This window comes from Psychrobacillus sp. FSL K6-4615 (assembly GCF_038008225.1).
In the GTDB taxonomy this organism is placed as follows: Bacteria; Bacillota; Bacilli; order Bacillales_A; family Planococcaceae; genus Psychrobacillus; species Psychrobacillus psychrotolerans.
In genome coordinates this window covers 1,339,097-1,356,773 of sequence record NZ_JBBOYQ010000001.1, presented here as the reverse complement: position 1 = coordinate 1,356,773, position 17,677 = coordinate 1,339,097, and the positions used below count along the sequence as shown (strand labels likewise).

Annotated in this window: 17 protein-coding genes, 1 pseudogene and 2 riboswitches; of the genes and pseudogenes, 2 read left to right on the top strand and 16 right to left on the bottom strand. The window is 36.6% G+C overall.

Annotated features, from left to right (window positions below; genetic code table 11):
- Nucleotides 1-58 precede the first annotated feature (58 nt).
- Nucleotides 59-388: a DUF3889 domain-containing protein gene (locus MKX53_RS06400; protein WP_340909953.1), complete on the top strand. Its 330-nt coding sequence runs from the start codon at nt 59-61 to the stop codon at nt 386-388.
- A 58-nt stretch (nt 389-446) separates the two neighbouring features.
- Here MKX53_RS06400 and ribH read toward each other — a convergent pair whose 3' ends face one another.
- The 5 genes and pseudogenes from ribH to MKX53_RS06375 all read right to left on the bottom strand — a co-directional run bounded on the left by ribH (nt 447) and on the right by MKX53_RS06375 (nt 4,157).
- Complete coding sequence (ribH, locus tag MKX53_RS06395; RefSeq protein WP_093534997.1) at nt 447-914, bottom strand: 6,7-dimethyl-8-ribityllumazine synthase; 468 nt, start codon at nt 912-914, stop codon at nt 447-449.
- 36 nt (nt 915-950) lie between these two features.
- Nucleotides 951-1,538: pseudogene (ribB, locus tag MKX53_RS06390) on the bottom strand (3,4-dihydroxy-2-butanone-4-phosphate synthase); the annotation flags it as partial.
- A 12-nt stretch (nt 1,539-1,550) separates the two neighbouring features.
- Nucleotides 1,551-2,186 (bottom strand): riboflavin synthase, encoded by a 636-nt coding sequence (gene ribE / locus MKX53_RS06385; protein WP_340909949.1) that lies wholly within the window; start codon nt 2,184-2,186, stop codon nt 1,551-1,553.
- A gap of 140 nt (nt 2,187-2,326) precedes the next feature.
- Nucleotides 2,327-2,458, bottom strand: a riboswitch (FMN riboswitch).
- A gap of 202 nt (nt 2,459-2,660) precedes the next feature.
- A riboswitch (FMN riboswitch) is annotated at nt 2,661-2,792 on the bottom strand.
- Nucleotides 2,793-2,943: 151 nt separating this feature from the next.
- Nucleotides 2,944-3,387 carry a MarR family winged helix-turn-helix transcriptional regulator gene (locus MKX53_RS06380; RefSeq protein ID WP_340909947.1) on the bottom strand — a complete coding sequence of 148 codons (444 nt, stop codon included), beginning with the start codon at nt 3,385-3,387 and terminating at the stop codon, nt 2,944-2,946.
- Nucleotides 3,388-3,401: 14 nt separating this feature from the next.
- Nucleotides 3,402-4,157, bottom strand: a complete 756-nt coding sequence (locus MKX53_RS06375) for an SDR family NAD(P)-dependent oxidoreductase (protein WP_340909944.1) — start codon at nt 4,155-4,157, stop codon at nt 3,402-3,404.
- 155 nt (nt 4,158-4,312) lie between these two features.
- Here MKX53_RS06375 and MKX53_RS06370 point away from each other — a divergent pair, with 155 nt between their 5' ends.
- Complete coding sequence (locus MKX53_RS06370; RefSeq protein ID WP_093535007.1) at nt 4,313-4,537, top strand: hypothetical protein; 225 nt, start codon at nt 4,313-4,315, stop codon at nt 4,535-4,537.
- A 60-nt stretch (nt 4,538-4,597) separates the two neighbouring features.
- Here the strand turns inward: MKX53_RS06370 and MKX53_RS06365 are convergent, their stop codons facing one another.
- The 11 genes from MKX53_RS06365 to MKX53_RS06315 all read right to left on the bottom strand — a co-directional run bounded on the left by MKX53_RS06365 (nt 4,598) and on the right by MKX53_RS06315 (nt 17,616).
- Complete coding sequence (locus tag MKX53_RS06365; RefSeq protein WP_411747851.1) at nt 4,598-5,482, bottom strand: YitT family protein; 885 nt, start codon at nt 5,480-5,482, stop codon at nt 4,598-4,600.
- 168 nt (nt 5,483-5,650) lie between these two features.
- Nucleotides 5,651-7,120: a protein adenylyltransferase SelO gene (locus MKX53_RS06360; RefSeq protein WP_340909939.1), complete on the bottom strand. Its 1,470-nt coding sequence runs from the start codon at nt 7,118-7,120 to the stop codon at nt 5,651-5,653.
- Nucleotides 7,121-7,404: 284 nt separating this feature from the next.
- A complete protein-coding gene (locus tag MKX53_RS06355; RefSeq protein ID WP_340909937.1) occupies nt 7,405-9,432 on the bottom strand; it encodes a TRAP transporter permease in 2,028 nt (675 codons plus the stop codon).
- On the bottom strand, nt 9,425-9,940 hold the full coding sequence (locus MKX53_RS06350) for a DUF1850 domain-containing protein (RefSeq protein WP_340909934.1): 516 nt from the start codon (nt 9,938-9,940) through the stop codon (nt 9,425-9,427). The genes MKX53_RS06355 and MKX53_RS06350 overlap by 8 nt, the downstream gene beginning before the upstream one ends.
- A 71-nt stretch (nt 9,941-10,011) precedes the next feature.
- Nucleotides 10,012-11,001: a TAXI family TRAP transporter solute-binding subunit gene (locus MKX53_RS06345; protein ID WP_340909931.1), complete on the bottom strand. Its 990-nt coding sequence runs from the start codon at nt 10,999-11,001 to the stop codon at nt 10,012-10,014.
- A gap of 259 nt (nt 11,002-11,260) precedes the next feature.
- Nucleotides 11,261-11,698 carry a RicAFT regulatory complex protein RicA family protein gene (locus tag MKX53_RS06340; RefSeq protein WP_093535017.1) on the bottom strand — a complete coding sequence of 146 codons (438 nt, stop codon included), beginning with the start codon at nt 11,696-11,698 and terminating at the stop codon, nt 11,261-11,263.
- Nucleotides 11,698-13,245, bottom strand: a complete 1,548-nt coding sequence (miaB, locus tag MKX53_RS06335; protein ID WP_340909927.1) for a tRNA (N6-isopentenyl adenosine(37)-C2)-methylthiotransferase MiaB — start codon at nt 13,243-13,245, stop codon at nt 11,698-11,700. Before miaB ends, MKX53_RS06340 begins: the two co-directional genes overlap by 1 nt.
- Before the next feature lie 346 nt (nt 13,246-13,591).
- Nucleotides 13,592-14,458 (bottom strand): 2-oxoacid:ferredoxin oxidoreductase subunit beta, encoded by an 867-nt coding sequence (locus MKX53_RS06330; protein WP_340768787.1) that lies wholly within the window; start codon nt 14,456-14,458, stop codon nt 13,592-13,594.
- Nucleotides 14,445-16,199 carry a 2-oxoacid:acceptor oxidoreductase subunit alpha gene (locus tag MKX53_RS06325; protein ID WP_340909924.1) on the bottom strand — a complete coding sequence of 585 codons (1,755 nt, stop codon included), beginning with the start codon at nt 16,197-16,199 and terminating at the stop codon, nt 14,445-14,447. Before MKX53_RS06325 ends, MKX53_RS06330 begins: the two co-directional genes overlap by 14 nt.
- 267 nt (nt 16,200-16,466) lie before the next feature.
- Entirely contained in the window at nt 16,467-16,733 is a 267-nt protein-coding gene (locus MKX53_RS06320; protein WP_093535025.1) for a stage V sporulation protein S, read from the bottom strand.
- 85 nt (nt 16,734-16,818) lie between these two features.
- Nucleotides 16,819-17,616, bottom strand: a complete 798-nt coding sequence (locus MKX53_RS06315) for a TIGR00282 family metallophosphoesterase (protein WP_093535717.1) — start codon at nt 17,614-17,616, stop codon at nt 16,819-16,821.
- Nucleotides 17,617-17,677: the final 61 nt, after the last annotated feature.

The window sequence follows — 17,677 nt, the reverse complement described above, 5'->3', positions numbered from 1 at the left end:
ACGATAGAATGATTTCTTTTGAATGACACATTCTAAAGGAAAGGAGAAGTGATGAATTATGCAAAAACTAGTTATCGAACTTACCATTATAGCTTCTATGCAGACATTAACAACATATATACCTAAAACCGCTCCTACTCATCAGGAAACCCCTGCCTATGCTAAATGGGGACAAGTTGCTGTAAAAGAAACTCAATCCAAATTTCCCCATGCAAGTATAATTGACTACCTTTATGAAGGAAGTGAACCGAAAGAAAATTCTACCATTGAAAAGTTCCGTCTAAGGTTAAAAGAGAGTGATAAAGAATTTGGAGTCTCTGTTAAAATTGAATATTTTACTGATACTAATGAATTGATCCATGTTCAAATCCATGAAGTTTCAGATTAATTGTTTATACTTTTCCTCTTGTTTCTAAGTCATTTCTAGATATTAAGTAAGTCAATTATCACGACATGACCTTTAACAGATTTGCCATCTCAATTGCAGAGACGGCTGCATCGTATCCTTTGTTTCCAACCTTTGTACCTGCCCGTTCAATAGCTTGTTCTATAGATTCTGTAGTGACGATACCAAAAATAACTGGTACTCCAGTTTGTAAACCTACTTGTGCAATTCCTTTTGCTGCTTCGTTGCAAACATAATCATAGTGTGTCGTTGAACCTCTGATTACTGTACCAAGACCAATGATTGCATCGTATTTTTGGGAATCCGCCATTTTTTTTGCAATAAATGGTACTTCAAACACACCAGGAACCCAAGCAACTTCAATACTTTCTTCAACGACACCATGACGTTTTAACCCATCTATTGCACCGTCAACTAGTTTTGCATTGATGAAATCATTAAAACGTCCGACAACAATACCTACTTTCAAATCTGTTCCGATTAAATTTGCTTCGATTGTTTTTACCATCTTATTCTCTCCTCAGCTAGCTTTAATATTTATTAAATACCTTGATAGTTCTTCGATTGTGACAATCTTTAATTGATATTGTTTGGCAAGTTCCAGTAAATCTGGTAAGCGTGCCATTGAACCATCATCGTTCATTATTTCGCAAATTACACCTGATTTAGCTGATGCACAAAGCATGGCAAGGTCAACTGCAGCTTCCGTATGACCTCGTCTTTCCAGTACACCACCTGGCTTTGCGATTAGCGGAAAGACATGTCCTGGTCGTTTAAACTGTTGTGCCTTTGCTTGTGGCTTAATGACTTGTAACATCGTCTCTGATCGATCAAACGCACTTATGCCCGTTGAAGTGTTTTCATGATCAATCGACACAGTAAATGCAGTTTGATGAGAATCTGTATTATTAGAAACCATCGGATGTAATTGCAATACCTCTGCGATTTCTTCATGAATAGGCATACAAATCAATCCTCGACCATACTTAGCCATGAAATTGATGTTTTCTGGTGTTGCAAATTCTGCTAAGCAAAGGAAATCACCTTCATTTTCACGGTTTTCATCATCTACTAAAATAATAAGCTTTCCTTGTGTTAAATCTGTAATTGCTTCTTCTATCGTATTTAGCATGCTAATTTCTCCTTAAAAACCGTTCTGCTGTAAAAAGTCCTGGGTGATAGTCGATTCACTTTTCTTTGTACTAAATTGATGCACATACTTCCCTAGCATGTCACCTTCGATATTAACGAGTTCACCCGCTTTTTTCATGCCTAGAACTGTTTCCTTATTTGTGTGGGGAATTAATGAAACTGTTACCGTCGACTTATTTATAGCAAAAATAGTTAAACTTGTTCCATCAATCGTTATAGACCCCTTTGGAATACAAAAGTGACTTGCCTCTTCTGGTACTATAATATCGATATACACTGCATTTGCTGCATGGCGCTTTTTCAATATGGTACCCACACCATCCACATGTCCTGTAACGAAATGTCCACCGAATCGACCGTTTGCCGCTAATGCTCTTTCTAAATTGACAACTGAACTGCTATTTAATAATTTTGTTGTAGTTGCATAAAACGTCTCTGGCATAACGTCCACTGTAAATTCAAATCTTGAAAATGCGATTACTGTTAAACAGATACCATTCACTGCAATACTATCACCTAATTTGATGTCCTCTAAAATTCGTTTTGCTCGGATAATAAGTTGCATACTGCTAGCAGATGTTTGTACGTTCTTAATGGTGCCAAGCTCTTCAACAATTCCTGTAAACATCGTATCCTCCTTATTAGTAAGTACTTTTAGATGGAATCTAAAGCCTACTTCAAACAAAAACCTCCGTACACATAAGTGTCGGAGGGAAATTAGGTAGATTCAAATAAGCCTTTTGTGTTTTTCTCTCAAAAAGCATTGAACTACTCCTTCTCCCATCCAGACTATAACTGTCGGCTTTGGATTTTCACCAAATCATGCGTTTTACGGCTCACAGGCTTTGAGATTTCTCTCTTACTGTCGATTGGGAATTTCACCCGACCCCGAAGGATAGTTATTCAATTTTAAAAAGTAGAAGCGCCTATGCTCGCGGGATCATGTCCCAACAAACTGACTTACCCAGATTTGTTGGCACCGACAAACGCTATAGCTAGACATTAAAAAACGCACCCAAATTTATGGATGCGAGAGAAGTCATACTTTAATAAGCCTTTTGTTCCTTTTTTAGCATAACTAAAAAACCTCCAAATAGGCAACTTTCTCCTTCTCCCATCCAGACTTTAACTGTCGGCTTTGGATTCTCACCAAATCATGCGTTTTACGGCTCACAGGCTTTGAGATTTCTCTCTTACTGTCGATTGGGAATTTCACCCGACCCCGAAGGAATGTTATAAAATTGTTCTTAGCATAACAATTTCATATCTTAATTGCAAGGAGTTGAGTACTTTTACATTATACAAAAGGATTTTGAAAAACATAAAAAGCTAAGAACCTCTTATGTTGAGGGTCTTAGCTAACTTTTCTCTAAAAAATAATTAGATCATGATGATGACAATCTTTTATTTTTCATACTGTTTAATACTTTTTGCTGTATGTACAAATACTGATCTAATTCTTCCACAGTCAACTCTTCAAATAACTCCACAAATATTTCTTCGCCAATCTTTTGTGCTTCCATTAAAGCAGATCGCCCTTTTTCTGTAATCTGAAGATGGATCGTCCGGCGATCTTCTTCACTATACAGTCGTTCCGCTAATTCAAACTTCACTAGCTTGCTAGAAATATTTGTGATTGCTCCTTTTGTATACCCTAAGGTCTCTGCTAAACCACTTTGCATTACCGGACCATTTGCACGTAATTGAGCTAGTACCAAAATTGCAGATATTCCTACTGGAAATTCAAATTTAGAAGAGAATTTAACTATATTTTCGTTTGAGATTATTTCAGTTGCATGAATCAATTTAAATAAATTTGTTTTCTCCATACTAATTCCTTCTATTAACGCAACATGATGGATCCACCATCAACCATCATCGTTTGACCTGTAATATATCTTGAATCCTCACTAGCTAAAAATACTGCTACACGTCCAATATCCTCTTCTACTTCACCGAAACGACCCATCGGTATTTTACTTAGTACTGCTTTATAATATTCAGGTTGAGCTTTTGCCCATGCTTGTACTCCCTCTGAGTTAGCAACTGGACTGATAATATTCACATTAATACCAAAACGACCCCATTCGTTTGCAGCGACACGTGATATCCCACGAATTGCTTCTTTAGCAGCAGCATATGCTCCTTGAGTTTCATGACCAGCCAATCCTGCCCCTGAAGCAAAGTTAATAATATTTCCTTTTGTTTCTTTTAAGTAAGGCAGTGCAGCCTGCATTAAATAGAATGTTGGATAGAATCCAGTCCCAAATGATAGATCAAGATCCGCTTGTGTAATATTCTCAATCATTAATTGTTTTGATGCATGTGCATTATTTACAAGTACATCCAACTTACCATAGTTATCAACTATTGTTTTAATGATATTTGGTAAGTTTTCGCGATCCATAAGATCTGCTTTTAAAAACATTGATCTTGGGGAAATTTCTTGTAGTAATTTCTCACTTGCTTTACCTGTCTCCTCATTCACATCTACAATTGCAACGATTGCGCCTTCTTTAGCCATTGCTTTTGCCATCCCAAATCCAATTCCACCAGCACCACCAGTAATGATTACAACTTTATCTTGAAGTTTACTCATCTTTAACACTCCTTTTTCTCTAATGATTTCTAATTTAGTTTAACACTAAACAATTTAACAATAAACTAATATGGTTTATCTATTTTAAAGTTCTATAACTTTTAAATAATCATAAAATACATAGATTCTAAATTATAAAGTAAGGGGAAATGGAAATGTTTGCAGTTCATTTTATGGAGAAAAATATGGTTATTTTAACTCAAGTATTAAGAGATATCCCTTCCATCGATGATGATCTTAAAATCAAAGGTAGAAAAGGTAAAGTAATTAATGTACAGGAAACAGAAGAAAATGGTATTCAGGTTCAGGTAGAATTTGAAAAAGTGGTAGATAAAAGCAAAACTTCTGTAAAAGATCTCGGGAAGAAGAAACGAAAATAACTTTAAAACAATAATACCCGTTAAATGAGCGTATATACTCATCTAACGGGTATTTATATTTTAGTGAATATCTCGTTTTTTGAACGTACCGCCTCTTACTTCTGCCACATCTGTGATCACAATAAAAGCACCAGGATCCAATTCTTTAATAATTGTTATTAACTTATTTTCTTCCATGCGAGTGATTACACATGTGACAATATCCATAGTTTCATTGGAGAAACCTCCGCGGCCACTGGAGTACGTTACACCACGTCCTAAACGATCTTGTATTGCAGACCCAATTTCCTCTGATTCTTTACTAACTATACGAACTGATTTGGAACTTTCAAGTCCAACTTGAATAACATCAATTACTATTTTAGCTATGTAATAAGTAGTAGCTGAATAGAGTGCTCCTTCTAAGCCATATATAAAACCAGCACCTAGAAAAATAAACGCATTAATAAATAAGATTATATCTCCTACTGAAAATGGTACTTTTCGAGATACTAGAACCGCTAGAACTTCTGCACCATCAAGTGCACCACCGTTACGTAATACCACACCAATACCAATACCTAGCATTACCCCTCCAGATATTACTACTAATAGTGGATCTTTTGCACTCAGAATCGGCTCAATTTGATGCATTAAAACTGTTGAAATAGATAGGGATGCTATACCAATGATACTCATTATTGCAAAGGTTCTCCCCACTTGTTTATAACCAATATATACAAACGGTATATTTAATATAAAGAGTAAAAGTCCAAGTGGTATATTAAACAAATATGTTCCCATGATACTAACACCTGTTACGCCGCCATCAATAACTGAGTTTGGTATTAAAACTGCTTCCAGTGCATAACCAGCTATAGCTGCTCCTATGACGATTAAAATTATTCTACGGACTTTATCCGCTACTTTATTTTTCTGCATAATTTCTAAGACTCCCTTATTCATAAAAAGATTAAACAAATATGATTACTATTAATTTTAAAGAAAAAAAGACTGAGTTACAAGATTAAATCTGCATAACGTAATACATTTCAGTTTTTGATATTTATCCTCTCCTGTAAGTGAGAAAAGCCCGTAAACTTTTAAGGTTCACAGACTTTTCTTTCCTTTGGATTAAGTACCGCAAAACGTTTTGTACGGTCCTGAAGTATCAGGAGGAAGAGTAGTATAATCCATATAGTCTGCCTTGTAATCATAAGGATGTGAAATTACACTTAGCAAATTGTTTAATACACTATAGTCCTCATTATTCACTGCTGCATCAAGCGCTTCTTCTACTCGATGATTTCTCGGAATAACTACTGGATTACTTTTCTGCATTAGTTGCTTTATAAATTCTTCTGACACCTGTTGATTTTCAAGTCTAGTTTTCCATTTTTCATACCATTGTTCAAATCCATTTTTACCGAATAATTCAGTTTCTTCCACTTTATCAAGAGTCAATAATCGGAATGTATTTGTATAATCTACTTCGTATTTCTCCATAAGTTCAAGAAGGTTTTCGATTAGGGAAATATCCTCTTTTTCTATATTAAAAATCCCTAGCTTATTCCCCATTCCTGTTAACCAATAATTTTCATAAGTTACAGGGTAGGCCGCCATCGCTTCTTGCGCTTGCTGCACAGCTTCATCCGGATCTTCGTGAATAAGAGGCAATAAACTTTCTGCCAATCTCGCTAAGTTCCATGCGGCTATATTTGGCTGATTTTCATAAGCATAACGACCTTGTCTATCAATGGAACTAAATACTGTTTTCTGATTATATATATCCATAAAAGCACAAGGTCCATAATCGATTGTCTCTCCGCTTATCGTCATATTATCTGTGTTCATCACTCCATGTATAAAACCGACAAGTTGCCATTTTGCTATCAATGCCGCTTGGCGTTCAATCACTTCTTTAAGGAATGCAAGATAGCGATTTTCATTAGCCAATAAAATTGGGTAATGTCTTTCTATTGCATAATCCGCTAAAGCTTTAAGATCTTCGAATGTGCCCCATTTTGCAGCGAATTGAAAAGTACCTACACGTAAATGACTTGCAGCAATACGTGTCATCACTGCACCCGGTTGAACAGTTTCTCGCATAATACTCTCTCCGGTAGTAACTACTGATAAGCTTCTGGTTGTTGGAATTCCTAGAGCATGCATCGATTCACTAATAATATATTCACGTAACATCGGCCCGAGGCCCGCTCGACCGTCTCCCCCACGAGAATATGGTGTTCTACCAGAGCCTTTCAATTGTACGTCTACTAGCTCCCCCGACGGAGTTATTTGTTCACCAAGCAATAGTGCTCTTCCATCACCTAATATGGTAAAATTTCCAAATTGATGACCAGCATAAGCCTGAGCTAAAGGTATACCGCCCTCAATCACCTTATTACCAGCAAGTACCTCAACACCATGAGTATTTTCTAGCTCTTTCAAATTTAGCCCAAGAGATGTTGCCACCGCATCGTTTAATATAACCAGTTTAGGATTACTAACAGGATTTACATTAATAGCTGTATACAGTAATTCTGGAAGTTCGGTATACGTATTTTCCAAGTTCCATCCTATATTTAAATTCTCTTCCTTCATCGAATCTTCCTTTCTTGAGTTAAAAAAGCAATACTAGTTACTTATTATTCATTATTATACCCTTACATGCTACAGATACGCTTCCCTCGCCTTTACATTTTGTTCAAAAAAAGATATTACCTGCGTAATTAAAAACTTCACATAGTCGAATATCACACTGCCTTTAATGACAGGCTAATTATGGATGATTTCCTTTTCACTCCATTTCTAGAGTATTTAAAAACACGAGCTAAAATCAGCTCGTGTTTTTAACATTAATATTGATTTGGTAGTTTCCTAGTGTGCTAGTGTGCTAAAACTTCCGTATTTTTCTTTTCTTTTGTCATTAATTGAATAACAAGTAGAATAACAAAGATTATTAATCCAGCAATATCTGAAAAGTTTTCTGGATATATTAATAGTAATCCCGCGCCGATAGCAATTATTCTTTCTACCCACGTTACTTTGCGATACCAATAACCAATCATCCCAGCTCCAATTGACATCATCCCTATAATTGCCGTAAAGACGACCCATATAACTTCCCCAAATGACGTATCTATCATTAAGAGAGCTGGGGAGAATATGATCATATAAGGAATGATAAATGCAGCTATTGCTAATTTAGCAGCTACTACTCCTGTTTTGATTGGATCTCCACCAGATACACCTGCTGCTGCAAACGCTGCAAGTGCAACCGGTGGTGTAATATCTGCTATTATTCCGAAGTAGAATACGAATAAATGTGCTGATAAAGCGACAACTAAAGGAACTGTTGCTCCTGCAGGCATATCAAGCATCAATAAAGTAATAATAGCTGGTGCAGCTATTGTTGATGTAATCACATAATTGGCAGTCGTTGGAGAACCCATACCTAAAACAATAGATGCTAGCATCGTAAAGAATAGTGTTAAGAAAATATTTCCACCCGATGCAGAAATTAGACCATTCGCTAAACTTAAGCCTAATCCGGTTTTTACAACTACTCCAACAATAATACCAGCTGCGGCTGTGGCAGCTGCGACTGCTAATGCAGTTCTCGCTCCATCCACTAAGGCATCTATTATATCTTTAAAATTCATTCTAGTTTCTTTATCAATAGCACTAAATACTACTGCTGCAACGATACCCCATAATGCTGCTTGCATCGTTGGTACACCTATAAACATTAAGACGATAATTGTTACAATCGGTATTAATAAATATAACTTTTTCAATACTTCTTTTCGGTCTGGCATCTCTTCTTTAGACATACCTTTTAATCCAACACGCTTTGCTTCAAAATGTGTCATGATCCAAATACCTGCAAAATATAAAACTGCTGGTATTGCTGCTGCTTTGGCAATTTCCCAATACGTTATTCCACCAATGAACTCTACCATAAGGAATGCCGCTGCTCCCATAATTGGAGGCATTAATTGTCCACCAGTAGAGGCCGCTGCTTCTACTCCTCCAGCAAATTCCTTCCGATATCCAAGCTTCTTCATCATTGGGATCGTGTAGGAACCAGAAGTTACAACATTAGCTACAGAACTTCCCGAAATAGTACCCTGTAATGCACTCGAGAAAATAGCAACTTTTGCAGGTCCTCCTGTTAAACGACCTGCAAGTGTTACAGCAAGGTCATTAAAATATTGTCCAACTCCTGTTTTTACAAGGAATGAACCAAATAATAGGAAAACAAATATAAATGTAGCAGATACACTAATCGGCGTACCTAATATCCCATCCGTTGTAAAGAACATAAGATGGATTAAGCTGCTTAAATCTTGCCCTCTGTGTGCCAAGAAACCAGGGAAATACGGTCCGAAAAACGCGTAAACTAAGAAAACAGTAGCGATTATTGTAATAGGTACCCCGACAGTCCGACGAGCCGCTTCTAAAGTTAATAGAATTGCTAACGCACCTACGATAAAATCTAAATTGGTCATTGTCCCAACTCGGAACACTAATTCATTATACATAATCGGCCAGTAGAGACCTACTCCAATAGATAGTAAGGAAAGAAGATAATCATAAATTGGAATTTTTCTATTTCTAATTGATTTTTTCATAGCTGGGAACATTAAGAAAATAAGCGATAATGCAAACCCTAAGTGTATGGATCGTTGAATGTAAGCCGTAAATTGGCCTTGTATAGCTGTATATAGCTGAAATATAGAAAATGCTAATAATCCGAAGAAAATTACCTTTTTCATAATACCATCTACAGATCTTGTATTAGATTCAGGATCATATTTCTGTAAAATGGCTTGTTGCTCTTCTTCTGACAATTGCTTAAAGGATTCTGTTTCTGTAGAATCGTTATTCGGCTTTACTTTTTTTTCAGTCATTCAACCTAACTCCTTTCCATTGTTCATATAGCGATATATTTTTTATTTTGAATTCATAAGATTTACTTCGTTCTAATAATTTTTTTAAGTTATAATCTCTTTGTCTATATTGAAATATTAAATCCATGTCAATATTAGCAACTAGAAGTGTAAAAGAAGGGATAACTTTGTCATCAAAAGAAAGTTTGTATATTCCATCCTTTACTTCTAATGCTTGCCCTTCCTCCGCATATCCTGGCATTCCGATTCCTAGATCTTCATACACCATCGACAATAGCTGAATTCTAGCATCTTTTGTAATCTTATATAGTTCTATTACATTGCTTTTATGTATAGAATGTGTGAATTTAACTTGGAATTCTTGTTCATCTTCAACCCTTATATAATAAAAATTAGGATTATCACTTCTTGTTTCCGTAAAAATAAATACTTGTTGAAATGGATAGAAGAATGAAATACTCACTACACATATGAGGATTATTATTCCCAGCATCTTAAGTGATCTCATTTTTTCTCCACCATTCCTTCAATTAAAAAGGGACATGTAAGCAAACGCAACATGCCCCCAAGCATTTAGTTTTATTTATTTACTTCATCAAAGTACTTTTGTGCACCTGGGTGAATTTTGATACCAATACCATCAAGTCCTGTTTCGGGCTTAATGAACTGCCCTTTTGGATGTGTAATGCTACCAGCATTATCATAGATCGCTTTTGTCATTTCATACACTAAATCTTCTGGAAGCTCGTTAGTTACAGCTAGCATTGCTAATACTGAAACTGTTGGTACTTCTTGAGTTAAGCCATAAGTACCTGATGGAACTATGTCTTTAGCATAATACGGATATTTTTCGATAAGCTCATCTGCTTTAGCATCATCAACTGGAACGATTACTACATTTGAAACTGCATTTAATGCTTCTACAGCACCAGTTGGAGTACCAGCCGTAATAAACGCTGCATCGATTTGACCAGCTTGTAAACTATCTTGTGATTCTCCAAAATCTAAATTCTGTGGTTCAATATCATCCATTGTTAACCCATGAATTTCAAGTAATTGTTCTGCATTTGCATATGTTCCTGATCCAGGTGCTCCTACAGAAATTTTCTTACCTTTTAAATCTGCAAATGTCTTAATCCCAGTCTTATCTGTAGTTACTAATTGAACAGTTTCTGGATAAAGAGCACCAAGTGCAGAGATTGTATCAACTGCGTTATCTTTAAACATTAACTCACCTTCTGTTGCATAGTAAGCAATGTCCGTTTGAGTAAAGGCTATTTCTGCTGTACCTTCTTTTAAAGCTGTCATATTAGCAGCTGATGCTTGTGAAACCTCTGCTGTTGTTTTAATACCAGTTTCTTTACTGATCAGATCAGCAAAAGTTCCTCCAAGTGGATAGTACGTTCCTTGAACCCCACCGGTTAACAAACTTAAAAACTTAAATTCATCTTTTGTTTTACTAGAATCTCCATCTGCAGATGAACCTTCCTCATTTGAGCCACATGCTGCAAGTATTAATAAAACTAAAATACTTAGAATGCTTAACAACTTAAATTGTTTTTTCTTCATACAATTTCCCCCTCTTATAAATATTCCCAATGTACAGAATAATTTTAACATACAACTTAATTGAATTACCACCCAATTATGTAACTTCAGAGTTTTGGACAAGATAATTACCACTACACTTCTCTATCGAACCGACTTCATAAGTTTGAAGAAATATTCAGTTCTCCATTTTTACTATCTGTAAAAATAACAAAACACATGAAAAAAGCATGCATATAATCGTGTAAGGATTACATGCATGCTCTATTTTAAGCTCTACTTATGAGCAGCCATCATATGTTGTGTTTTTTACTTTTGAACCAGTTTCACCTCTAAGTAAGTCACCTTCAGTTGCTTCAATAATTTGATTGGTTACATTGTTAGAAATGGAATTAGCTACTAATTGTAGAAGACTATTTACATCACCTTGGGATTGTTTAAATTCTTGTACAATTGGTAGTCCATCGATTTCTTCTTCGATAGCAGCAATTTTTCCTTCTATTAGGCTAAGTGCTTTTTCTTTCCCTAAATGTTGAAAGTTAACTGCTTGTTTTTGTAAGCTTTTTAGACTTGCTATTTTTTCACGTACCTTAGTATTCTCATTAATTTGTTCTTCTGCACGTTTGAAGAATTCAACTTCCTCCGTATTTGCAATCATTGTTGCTATTTCTTTTGCTTTTTCAATAATATCTTCTCTTGTATATTTAGTTGTAGACATTATACTCCCACCTTTTGCTCGATTATTTCATTTACCAGTTCCCCAGTAAGTGACCATGTTTTTGCTTCTACTATTTTAACCTTAACTAATGTCCCAATGATATCTTTTGGTCCTACAAAATTTACTAGTTTACTTTTGCTCGTATAACCTGCAAGTACGTCAGGATTATTCTTACTTTCACCTTCGACTAAAACTTCCACAATTTGTCCATCATGTTTTTTCATAGCCTCCGAAGACATATCATTCACCAGCTTATTTAATCGCTGCAGTCGTTGTTTTTTCACTTCCATCGGTACGTTATCTGCCATTTTTGCAGCTGGTGTACCTTCTCGAGGAGAGTAAATGTACGTGTATGCTATTTCGAATCCTACTTCTTTATACAAAGACATTGTTTCTTCAAATTGTTCCTCTGTTTCATTTGGAAAGCCCACAATTATATCCGTTGTCAATGAGACGTTCGGTATAGCTGCTTTTATCTTTCTAACTAGCTCTAAATAGTTCTCTCTTGTGTATTTACGAGCCATTATCTTAAGAATATCCGAAGACCCAGATTGAACAGGTAAATGAATGTGGTCGACTAAATTTCCTCCCTTGGCAAGCACTTTGATCAAATGATCATCGAAGTCTCTAGGATGACTAGTCATGAAACGAATGCGTGCTACGTCAATTTTCCGAAGATCATCCATTAAATCACCAAATCGATAATTCAAATCTTCAAAGTCTTTTCCGTAAGCATTAACATTTTGACCTAGCAATGTTACTTCTTTGTATCCTTGCGCAGCAAGATGTCTAATTTCTTGAATAATATCTTCCGGACGACGACTACGCTCTTTTCCACGTGTATATGGAACGATACAATATGTACAGAATTTATCGCAGCCGTACATAATGTTGACCCAGGCTTTAATCGAACCTTTACGTACTCGCGGCAGATTTTCTATAACGTCTCCTTCTTTAGACCAAACCTCTACAACCATTTCTTTTGAAAGGTATGCTTCGTTCAATATTTCAGGAAGACGGTGAATATTATGTGTTCCAAAAATCATATCTACTTGATTGTAAGTTTTTAATATTTTTTTTACAACTGATTCTTCTTGGGACATACATCCGCATACACCAATTAGGACATCAGGGTTTTTTTGTTTTAAATGCTTAAAGTGACCAAGCTCACCAAATACTTTATTTTCAGCGTTTTCACGAATTGCACAAGTATTAAGTAAAACCACATTGGCATCATCTACAGTATCTGTAGGTTCATAACCTAGTTGCATGAAAATACCTGCCATTACTTCTGTATCATGTTCATTCATTTGACATCCGTATGTGCGTATATAAAATTTTCTGTTTTGACCCATATCTTTAAATTGTTCTGCAATAGCAAAGTCGTTATGGTACTCTATTTCTTCTTTGCCACGTTTTTTCGCATCTTTTAATGATGGTGGAGTATAGACTGCTTGAAAATATTTACTATAATCCTTATCGGATTTTTTATCCAAAGAGCTAGCTTCCTTCACTTGAGTACTTTGTAAACGTGATTCCTCGTTCATAAGAACTCTCCTTTCCTTCATTCGTGAAAAGTACGAATATCCCTACTATTATACTGAATAGTTATGTATTGCCACAAGGCTTTCAGCTTAAAATTGCCTAATTAGACAAATTAAGTGCATATACTTAGTTTATCGGGATTAGTTGGGAGAGGTTATGGGCTATATCTTCATGCTAGAGGGCTAGATGAGAATATTTATGGGCTATACTCTATCATTTATGGACTTGCTTAGTTTTTATGGGCTATATTGGCTTGTTATAGGCCATAATCCATTTTTAATGGGCTTTCGTTCGCAGTTCGCAGTAAAAAAGCTCATGAACTTTTGACATTCATGAGCCCTTAAACCATTACATAAAGTCTTGAATTAAAGCATTGAATTCCTGTTCACTCATCTTCAAATTTTGATCGACAAGTGGTGTTGGTGCATACCCAGGAACTTGTTCTTGGTATGATGGTGCATTTTCGTCTTGATATATGATACCTGTTACAAGACCTTTTGTTTCCATTACTACTTTCATAGCTTCATCTCTGTTTGTAGAATCATATCCTTCTACAGCAGAAAGCTTAGTTAAATGCTCTTTAAACCAGTCATACGTATTTACTTTATTGTATGTTACACATGGGCTAAATACATTTATAAACGAGAAGCCTTTGTGATTAATGCCCGCCTCAATAATAGCAGTTAGCTCTTTAATATCAGAAGAAAATCCTTGCGCTACAAATGTTGCTCCTGATGTAAGAGCTAGTTCTAATGGCTGCACGGATGGTTCAATTGCTCCACCAGGTGTTGACTTCGTTTTAAAGCCCTCTGCTGAACGTGGAGACGTTTGCCCTTTTGTTAATCCGTAGATTTGGTTATCCATAACAACATAAGTTATATCTACATTACGACGTATCGAGTGAATGGTATGACCCATACCTATTGCAAAGCCATCTCCATCACCACCAGAAGCGATAACGTGTAAATCTTTGTTTGCCATTTTTAGGCCCTGAGCTATTGGTAGTGCACGCCCATGAATGCCATGAAAACCGTATGAGTGAATATATCCAGAAATACGTCCAGAACAACCGATACCAGAAATTACAGCTAAATCATGCGGTTGAATGCCAACATTTGCAGCAGCACGTTGAATCGCTGCCTGCACTGAGAAGTCACCACATCCTGGACACCAGTTAGGTTTTACGTTATTACGAAAATCTTTAAATGTTACCATCTGTTAGCAACTCCTTTACTTGTTTTGCAAGCTGTAATGGTAAAAATGGTGTGCCATCATATTTTGTGACACTCACCAATTTATCATGACCACCTACATTCATTTTGATGATATTTGCTAATTGTCCAGTTGCATTGTTTTCCACTACTACCACTTTTTTCGCTTTCGCAACTAGTGATTGCATTTCCGCCACTGGGAATGGGTGTATTAAGCGAATATGCGCATGATTTACTTTAATGTCACTTTTAATAAGTGTTTGTTGTAATTCTTCCAACACACCTCTAGTAGAGTTGAAACCAACAAATAGTATATCAGCCTCTTCATATGGTGCGTTTACATATACAGGCTCTTTGAAGTTAATATGATTAAGCTTTCCTAAACGTTTGTCCATTTGAGCCTTACGATTTGTAGCTGCCTCCGATGGTTTACCTGTTTCATCATGCTCTACCCCAGTTACATGATGAATCGCATGCTGTGTGCCTGGTAAGACACGTGGTGATACCCCATCTTCAGTCAGTTCATAGCGTTTGAAGTACGATTTATCTTCCGTTACCGGTATTTCTTCATTCTCCACTAATTTTCCACGACGAATTTCAACCTTCGAATAATCAAATGGCTCCACTGTTTGTTTACCAAGTGATAGTTGTAAATCAGATAAGATTATTACGGGAAGTTGCAATTCTTCTGCAATATTGAATGCTTGAATAGTATCGTAGAAAGCTTCTTCTCCAGTACTTGGTGCAATAACCACTTTTGGAATTTCGCCATGTGTTCCATAAATCATTTGCATTAAGTCGGATTGTTCCTGTTTAGTTGGTAAACCTGTTGAAGGTCCACCACGCTGTGTATCCACGATTACAAGTGGTTGTTCAGTCATACCAGAAAGTCCGATTGCTTCCATCATGAGCGACAGTCCTGGACCCGCTGATGCAGTAAATGCACGAACACCTCCATAGTTTGAACCAATCGCCATTGTAGCGGCAGCAATTTCATCTTCTGTTTGAATAACTGCACCACCAAAGAGTGGTAATTTTTTAATCATATATTCCATAATTTCTGAGGCAGGTGTGATTGGATATGCTGCCATAAAACGAACACCTGCAGCTAATGCCCCAAATGCAATTGCATCGTTTCCAATCATGAACATACGGTGTTTTCCATCCGCAGGAGCAATCTCCCATTCTCCTAGACGATCTCCGAGCTGCTCCGCCATTGTATCAAAACCTTGTTGAATAGCTTGCATGTTTTTTTCTACTACTTCTTGTCCTTTTTTGCCGAAAATTTCATCTACCACACCTTGGAATACTGCTTTGTCTAAGTTAAGTAATGCTGCACTTGCGCCAATTGCTACCATGTTTTTCATAAGAGATGTCCCAAGTTCTGCAGCTATCTCTGTGAAAGGGACGATATACATTGGGGCCTTACAATCTTCAGGTACCACTGGTGAGAATTTTGCATCTGCTAAAACAATGCTTTTTTCCGTTAACTCTTTGTAATTTACATCAATTGTTTCTTGATCAAATGCTACTAAAATATCTAAATCATCTGGTATTGTACGAACTTGTGTTGGGCGTACACAGATTTTATTGTTTGTATGGCCACCTTTAATACGTGAAGAGAAATGACGGTATCCGTATAGATAGTATCCAAGGCGATTCATCGCCATTGAGAATATTTCTCCTGTACTCTCAATTCCCTCTCCTTGCTGCCCTCCTACTTTCCAAGAAAGCTGTTGCAACATATAAACATCTCCTTACTATTCGATTAAATACTAATTTCCTTCATAAGTTTATCATGAAGTTTAAGTTATCACTATGTATTCTCTATATTTTTATAGAAATTCAGACCTTTGACGGAAGCTTATCGTCACATTTTATTCGAATAGTTTGGAGTGAAAAGGCGGCGAGGAGGCTGAAGCTAATCCAACTGAAATCATTGCGCTATTAGCAGCGCTCACTAGACCTCTTACAAAAGAGAGGTCGCTACTCTATGAGCAGCGACCTCTCGTCTATTTTGATCTTTTTTCAACAAGTAACTTTAAAGCTGTTCGATCTTCACCTGAAATGACAATATCGGTGAAGGCAGGAGAACAAGTTAAGTCTGTTCCACTTGGAGCTACAAATCCTCTGGCAATTGCTATCGCTTTGATAGCCTGGTTTAATGCTCCTGCTCCTACTGCTTGCATCTCTGCATACCCTTGTTCTCTTATTACTGCAACTAATGCCCCAGCAACTGAATTTGGGTTTGAACGGGAAGATACTTTTAAAGAATCCACTATCATTTCTCCTTTTGTCGCTATATTATGAACTTGCTTCTGGTCCATAACCTAACGTATGCGCAGGAGTAATCTTTTAGACTTTTTAACCTTTAAATGGGTAATCCTCATTTATATAAATTCTTTCCTGGTGTATCGCTTTTCCAGTAGTATTGTCCACTTCTACGAAGAAACCACTGAGCACAGAACGACCTTCCTTCGGTACCTCGAATCGCGTTGGCATATTTGTTTGAAAGCGGTAAAGTACATCCTCTTTTTTCATACCCAAAACTCCATCATAAGGACCTGTCATTCCCACGTCTGTAATATATGCGGTACCTCCAGGTAAAATACGAGAATCTGCAGTTTGAACATGTGTATGTGTTCCTACAACAACAGAAGCTTTTCCATCTAAATGCCAACCAAATGCAATTTTTTCACTTGTCGCTTCGGCGTGGAAGTCTACAAAGACAATCGGTGATAGCTTTTTGGCTTCTGACACCATCTCTGTTGCCATTTTAAAAGGATCATCATGTGGTGGTAGAAACGTTCTACCGTGCATATTGATCACTGATATGGTATGACCATTTTTAGAAATGGACGTCATTCCTTTACCAGGTGCGTCTTCTGAAAAATTGGCAGGTCGTATTAAGTAGTCTGTGTCATCGATAAAATCCATGATTTCTTTTTGATCCCAAGTATGGTTGCCCATTGTCACCACATCTACTCCCATATGGAGCAATGACTGGAAAATACTTTTTGTAATCCCGCGTCCTGCCGCTGCGTTTTCTCCATTTGCAATGACTACATCTACATCGTATTTTCTTCTCAGTCTTGGTAGATAATCCTCTAACGTGTCTCGTCCCATTGAACCAACGATGTCACCTATAAATAATATTCTCATTACTACATCAATTCCTTTCACGAAAAAAAGGCTTCATTTCGAAGCCTTTTTGTTAATACTA

What these genes read in the sequence shown, in the direction of transcription:
- MKX53_RS06400 (WP_340909953.1), top strand. Translation starts at nt 59, where the DNA reads ATGCAAAAACTAGTTATCGAACTTACCATTATAGCTTCTATGCAGACA.
- ribH (WP_093534997.1), bottom strand. Translation starts at nt 914, where the DNA reads ATGGTAAAAACAATCGAAGCAAATTTAATCGGAACAGATTTGAAAGTA.
- ribE (WP_340909949.1), bottom strand. Translation starts at nt 2,186, where the DNA reads ATGTTTACAGGAATTGTTGAAGAGCTTGGCACCATTAAGAACGTACAA.
- MKX53_RS06380 (WP_340909947.1), bottom strand. Translation starts at nt 3,387, where the DNA reads ATGGAGAAAACAAATTTATTTAAATTGATTCATGCAACTGAAATAATC.
- MKX53_RS06375 (WP_340909944.1), bottom strand. Translation starts at nt 4,157, where the DNA reads ATGAGTAAACTTCAAGATAAAGTTGTAATCATTACTGGTGGTGCTGGT.
- MKX53_RS06370 (WP_093535007.1), top strand. Translation starts at nt 4,313, where the DNA reads ATGTTTGCAGTTCATTTTATGGAGAAAAATATGGTTATTTTAACTCAA.
- MKX53_RS06365 (WP_411747851.1), bottom strand. Translation starts at nt 5,482, where the DNA reads ATGAATAAGGGAGTCTTAGAAATTATGCAGAAAAATAAAGTAGCGGAT.
- MKX53_RS06360 (WP_340909939.1), bottom strand. Translation starts at nt 7,120, where the DNA reads ATGAAGGAAGAGAATTTAAATATAGGATGGAACTTGGAAAATACGTAT.
- MKX53_RS06355 (WP_340909937.1), bottom strand. Translation starts at nt 9,432, where the DNA reads ATGACTGAAAAAAAAGTAAAGCCGAATAACGATTCTACAGAAACAGAA.
- MKX53_RS06350 (WP_340909934.1), bottom strand. Translation starts at nt 9,940, where the DNA reads ATGAGATCACTTAAGATGCTGGGAATAATAATCCTCATATGTGTAGTG.
- MKX53_RS06345 (WP_340909931.1), bottom strand. Translation starts at nt 11,001, where the DNA reads ATGAAGAAAAAACAATTTAAGTTGTTAAGCATTCTAAGTATTTTAGTT.
- MKX53_RS06340 (WP_093535017.1), bottom strand. Translation starts at nt 11,698, where the DNA reads ATGTCTACAACTAAATATACAAGAGAAGATATTATTGAAAAAGCAAAA.
- miaB (WP_340909927.1), bottom strand. Translation starts at nt 13,245, where the DNA reads ATGAACGAGGAATCACGTTTACAAAGTACTCAAGTGAAGGAAGCTAGC.
- MKX53_RS06330 (WP_340768787.1), bottom strand. Translation starts at nt 14,458, where the DNA reads ATGGTAACATTTAAAGATTTTCGTAATAACGTAAAACCTAACTGGTGT.
- MKX53_RS06325 (WP_340909924.1), bottom strand. Translation starts at nt 16,199, where the DNA reads ATGTTGCAACAGCTTTCTTGGAAAGTAGGAGGGCAGCAAGGAGAGGGA.
- MKX53_RS06315 (WP_093535717.1), bottom strand. Translation starts at nt 17,616, where the DNA reads ATGAGAATATTATTTATAGGTGACATCGTTGGTTCAATGGGACGAGAC.